The 2,670-nt window shown below is 64.2% G+C and carries 2 protein-coding genes; one reads left to right on the top strand and one right to left on the bottom strand.

The window, feature by feature from the left end; genetic code table 11:
* The coding region (locus ABSG20_RS34145) for an alcohol dehydrogenase catalytic domain-containing protein (protein WP_423868844.1) at positions 1-246 on the bottom strand (246 nt) is incomplete at its 3' end.
* 353 nt (positions 247-599) lie between these two features.
* Between ABSG20_RS34145 and ABSG20_RS34140 the strand changes: the two genes are divergently transcribed.
* Positions 600-2,600, top strand: coding sequence for a S9 family peptidase (locus tag ABSG20_RS34140; protein ID WP_423868843.1), 2,001 nt, complete (start codon positions 600-602; stop codon positions 2,598-2,600).
* Positions 2,601-2,670 lie beyond the last annotated feature (70 nt).

Here is a 2,670-nt window from a genome sequence, read left to right as displayed (position 1 = left end):
CGAGACCACCCCGGAGCCGGCCTTCTCGACAACACCCACCAGTTCGTAGCCCGGCGTGAACGGCAGCGGTCCCTTGAAGTCGGGATAGCGGCCGCGCCGGATGAAAGTGTCGGTGAAACCGGTCCCGGCCGCGAGCACCTTGATGCGGACCTCGCCGGGGCCCGGCTCGGGGATGACAGCCTCTTCCGCCAGTTCCAGGACCTCGGGGCCACCGAAGCGGGATATGCGAATATGTTGCCACGACATGGGAGCCCCTTGGTTGGCGAGATCAAATCAGCGGCCGGCGCTGCCTGCGAATGTCTACTGCCGATTTGGGTCTTCGTCATCGCCGAAGGAAATCGCAAGCATATGGGCGTCGGGTTGCGCACCATCTGCGATGGCTTCGAATGTGGCCGCCCGCCGTCGGCTTGCCCAAATCGATGATAGTCGTGCGTGCATGTATGCCAGAGTCCTCAACTGAAACCGCAAGCCGTTGCGCGGCGTGCGTGTCCGGGCTAGCCTGACGCTCAGCCGGTGTCCTCGACGGATGCGCTACTGCGCTGATACATGCGCGCCGCGGATCGGGTCTTACGCCGGCCATCGCCGAAGGGAGATCTCGCGTGTTGGCTGTCCCTATCGATCGTCGCTTCCTGCTGAAATCCGCCGCCGCATTCGCAGCGACATGGCCTTTTGGGCGGCCCGAACCCTCCCATGCGGCCGACGCCGAACTGATCGCCCGGCGCGTGCTGTTCGATAATCCCGATTACGGCAGCGTGACCGTCAGCCCGGACGGCTGGCACCTTTCCTGGCTGGCGCCGGTCGACGGCGTTCGCAACCTGTTCGTGGCGCGGATCGACGACATCGCCTCCGCGCGGGCCGTGACCCGCATCACCGATCGCAGCGTCGCCCCGTTCTATCGCTGGGCGCAAACCAACAGCCACATCATATTCTTCCAGGATCGCGACGGCGACGAGAACTGGCGCGCCTCCAGCGTCAATATCCGGAATAATGCCGTGGTCGCGCTTTCGCCAGCGCAGGGCGTAAAGTCGTTCCTGACGCAAATCGACCGCAAGTTTCAGACCGACGTCCTGCTGATGCACAATGGACGCGACAACCATTATTTCGATCTCTATCGCGTCAGCGTGCTGAACGGTTCGAGCGAACTGTTGTACGAAAACAGTGAGTATGCCGGACTCCTTGCCGACGGCGACTTTCAGCTGCGGCTCGGCATGCGGTTCGCGGCCGACGGCTCCGCCGAAGTGTTTCAGCGCCACGCCAGCGGCAGCTGGTCGCCGTTCATGACGATTCCGCTCGGCGATCTCGATGGTACGGACCTGCTCGAATTCAGCGCCGACGGCAAGACCCTGTACATGCTGGACTCGCGGGGGCGCGACAAGGCGGCGCTATATGCGATGGACATGGCGACGAAGAAAACCACACTGCTCGCGGCCGACGACGAGGCGGACATCGCGCAAGTCAGCTTCTTTGCCCGCCGGCCGCTGGCCGCACGCGCCGAGAAGGAACGCGCGCGCTGGCACGCAGTCGAGCCCTCCGCCTTGCAGGATCTCGCGGACCTCGGTGCCTACGGCGCCGGCGACATCACCTTCAGCGGCCGCAGTTACGGCGATCAGGTGCTGACCGCCCATTTTGAGCGCGACGCCGAGAGCGGCGAATTCGTGCTGCTCGACCGCGAGACCCGCCAGGTGCGCCCGCTGTTCAAGCAGCGCAAGGCGCTGGCCGGGCTGGCGCTGCGGCCGCTCGAGGCGGTGACGTTTGCCGCGCGCGACGGACTTCATCTCAACGGTTACCTCACTCGCCCGGGCGAGAGCCAGGGCACGCCGCCGCTGGTGCTGGTGATTCACGGCGGTCCCTACGCACGTGATTCCTGGGGGTTCAATGCTGTGCACCAGTGGCTGGCGAATCGCGGTTACGCGGTGCTCAGCGTGAACTACCGGGGCTCGACCGGTTATGGCAAATCGTTCGTCGCGGCAGCCGACCACGAATGGGGCGGGCGTATGCACGACGACCTGATCGACGCGGTCGACTGGGCGGTCGGACAAGGCATTGCCGACCCCAAGCGTATCGGTTTCTTCGGCGGCAGCTATGGCGGCTATTCGGCCCTGACGGCGGCAACGAAGACTCCGGAAGTATTTGCCTGTATCGTTGACCTCTTCGGCATTTCCAATCTCATCACCTTCATGGCGACGATCCCGCCTTATTGGCAGCCGTGGTTCAATGTCTGGAAGAACCGGCTGGGCAATCCGGACACCGAAGACGGACGCGCATTTCTCATGGAACGCTCGCCGCTCAACCATCTCGATCGGGCCACGCGGCCGATTTTGATCGCGCAGGGCTTGAAGGATGTCCGCGTGGTGGCAGCCGAATCCCAGCAGATGGTGGACGCATTGAAGAGCCGCAGCGCGCCGGTGACCTACATCACCTTCCGCGACGAAGGCCACGGCTTCGTGCGGCCGGTCAATCGGCTGGCGTTCTTCGCTGTAGCCGAAGCATTTCTCGCACAACATCTTGGCGGCCGCTGCCAGCCTTTCGAAGGCGATCTGTCGGGGTCGACGATGAAGGTCGAAGCCGGGGCTGAGTTGGTGCCGGGCCTCGCGGGCTAGCGCGCATCGCGACGATCGTCGCCCGGCGGGTTACCCTCTCGCCACTCAGTTGCAATACACGATGATCGAG

This window comes from Bradyrhizobium sp. (genome assembly GCF_049512235.1).
Classification (GTDB): domain Bacteria; phylum Pseudomonadota; class Alphaproteobacteria; order Rhizobiales; family Xanthobacteraceae; genus Bradyrhizobium.
This window is presented reverse-complemented; position numbering and strand designations above follow the sequence as displayed.